Here is a 2,353-nt window from a genome sequence, read left to right as displayed (position 1 = left end):
AGGCATTGAAACCGGTCTGGCTCTGCTGTCTGGGTTGTTATCAGAGCCCGTTGATTTATGGGCGTCTCTTTCAACCCTATGAAAATGCAAAATAGATATAAAATATCTATTCTAATAGTACCTATTGAAGAAACAGTAAAAATACATTACATTAGAACTACTTTGTAACACATTAAGTGGTCATAAGATGGCTGAGACAACATTTACCTTTCGCGTCGATGATGTATTAAAAAATGAATTTTCCAAAGCAGCAAAGGCGTGTGATAGATCTGGTGCACAATTATTGCGCGATTATATGCGCGATATCGTAAAAGAACAAAAAGAAAAAAGTGCATACGATTTATGGTTTCGGGAACAAGTTCAATTAGGGATAAATTCTGCTAATGCAGGTGACATAATATCTTCTGAAGAAATCGAAGCAGAAGCAAAGGAATGGCGCCTAAAAACACAAAGTAAACTCGATAGATCAACTTTATGAAGCTAATTTGGACACAAGTAGCACACGTTGACCGCAAAAAGATACGTGAATACATATCACAAGATAATCCTTCTGCTGCCTTAAAGTTTGATCAACTTTTATCTGAAAAAGTAGAAAAACTTGTTAAATTTCCTACTCTTGGCCGTTTAGGACGAATTGTAAATACACGTGAACTTATTGTACATTCAAATTATATCATGATTTATGATATTTCAAATGGCGTTGTGCGTATTTTACGTGTGCTTCATACAAAGCAAAGATTTCCTTAATCAACTGTATTTTTATTTATTTGGTAATTGAAGCAAATTATTTTCTACAATACTGCGCTCCGTATCAGTAAGTAATGATAGATTACTATTTTTATAATGTTGCGAATATGATTGCATAATGTACTTTGTACACCGCTTAGTTTCTACTCGTAAAAATAATGATGATACTCTTGGTAAACGACGCTTTATTGTCAATGATGTGACCGTTGAAAAGCTTGGGGAACTCTTAAAAGAAAACCCCCGGGGTCTCTTAATGGTGCGTGATGAATTGGCTGGCTTTTTAGCCAATCTAGAAAGAAAGGAATATCAAACAGACCGCGCCTTTTATCTCACAGCTTTTAATGGAGATGATCAATTTACCTATGACCGTATCGAGCGTGGAACCATTTTTATCCCCCATGTCACCTTATCCATAATTGGAGGCATTCAACCTTCACGCCTTATTCCCCTCATTCAAGCAATGCACCATGGAACAAATAATGACGGTTTATTGCAACGCTTTCAAATGATTGTCTGGCCCGATGACAATAAAGAATGGCAATTAATTGATAGACCGCCCAATCAAGAGGGGTGGCAAAAGTATGAAGGGGTTTTTCGCTCTTTTCGTGATAAACGCTTAGGGTCTCCCGAACAACCACTGATTATGCGTTTTTCTCCTAAAGCACAAGTGAAGTTTTATGAATGGTTCGAGCATCTTCATAAAGAGGCAAAAGGAGCTACTCACTCAGAAAGCTTACAATCGCATCTTTTAAAAATGCCAAAGACCATAGCAAGCCTTGCGTTAATTTTTGAACTTCTTGACAGTGGTCGTTTAGAAATTGGACTCTATGCCATCACAACAGCCTTGCGTTGGACAAGTTATCTGTTAAGCCATGCAAAACGTCTTTATGCGGTGGGAGATACATTAACAGCAGAGCGTGCAAAATTAATTGTCGAGCGTTGTGATCATTTATCTGATGTTTTTACTGCACGGGATATCTATAGACGGTGTTGGCGTTCTTTAAAAGACAATGAAGCTGTGAAGCAAGCTTTAGAGCTTTTATGTCGTTGTAACTATATTCGTGAAATTTCTGAAGAGAATAATGGCTTAGGTCGGCGTCCTGATAGACGGTATGAATGGCATCCTTTCGTCAAAAACAACAGCATAAAACAATAAAGAAACCTCTTTTAAAACTTTCTACTCAAATAGGCAAAACTCTTTTTAATGGCATTCTCATCAAAGAACTTTTCTCCCCCCAAAAATGATCTGAGTGGCTTTGTAAAAAGAGTTTTGTCAGTTCTTTTTAGAGCCTATATTATTTTTTTTAAATGAGAGAAAATTAAAAACATTATATTTCAATATGTTAGTATTTTAATGATACAACCCTTATTAAGATATACCCCATAAATTCAACTCATAATATACATTTGTCAGTTATGTGTCAGTAAATTGAACTGACAAATTAGATTATTTTAGTGCCTATAAAACTCATCAAAATACTCATTCTGATATTTTAAAGTACATAACGAATTTGTCTTGATTGACCATCAAACAAACAGCAAATTTCACTATTTTGCTGATCTGATCTCTCTCATGGGCTGTTGATAAACAAGCTTTAAAAAGACT

General features: G+C 35.7%; 2 protein-coding genes and 1 pseudogene. All 3 read left to right on the top strand.

The genetic code is table 11. The annotated features are described in order from the left end of the window. The first annotated feature begins 187 nt into the window (after window positions 1–187). A complete protein-coding gene (locus ACFIKI_RS08280) occupies window positions 188–478 on the top strand; it encodes a CopG family ribbon-helix-helix protein (protein WP_375612607.1) in 291 nt (96 codons plus the stop codon). After that, entirely contained in the window at window positions 475–747 is a 273-nt protein-coding gene (locus ACFIKI_RS08275) for a type II toxin-antitoxin system RelE/ParE family toxin (RefSeq protein ID WP_375666736.1), read from the top strand. The genes ACFIKI_RS08280 and ACFIKI_RS08275 overlap by 4 nt, the downstream gene beginning before the upstream one ends. Before the next feature lie 178 nt (window positions 748–925). Continuing rightward, window positions 926–1,903 (top strand): annotated as a pseudogene (locus ACFIKI_RS08270) (DUF3987 domain-containing protein); the annotation flags it as partial. Between the last annotated feature and the right edge of the window lie 450 nt (window positions 1,904–2,353).

The organism is Bartonella sp. TT121SHDZB, assembly GCF_042193415.1.
Lineage (GTDB): Bacteria > Pseudomonadota > Alphaproteobacteria > Rhizobiales > Rhizobiaceae > Bartonella.
This window is presented reverse-complemented; position numbering and strand designations above follow the sequence as displayed.

Excerpts from the sequence above, each read along its gene's own strand:
- ACFIKI_RS08280 (WP_375612607.1), top strand. The coding sequence starts at position 188 with ATGGCTGAGACAACATTTACCTTTCGCGTCGATGATGTATTAAAAAAT.
- ACFIKI_RS08275 (WP_375666736.1), top strand. The coding sequence starts at position 475 with ATGAAGCTAATTTGGACACAAGTAGCACACGTTGACCGCAAAAAGATA.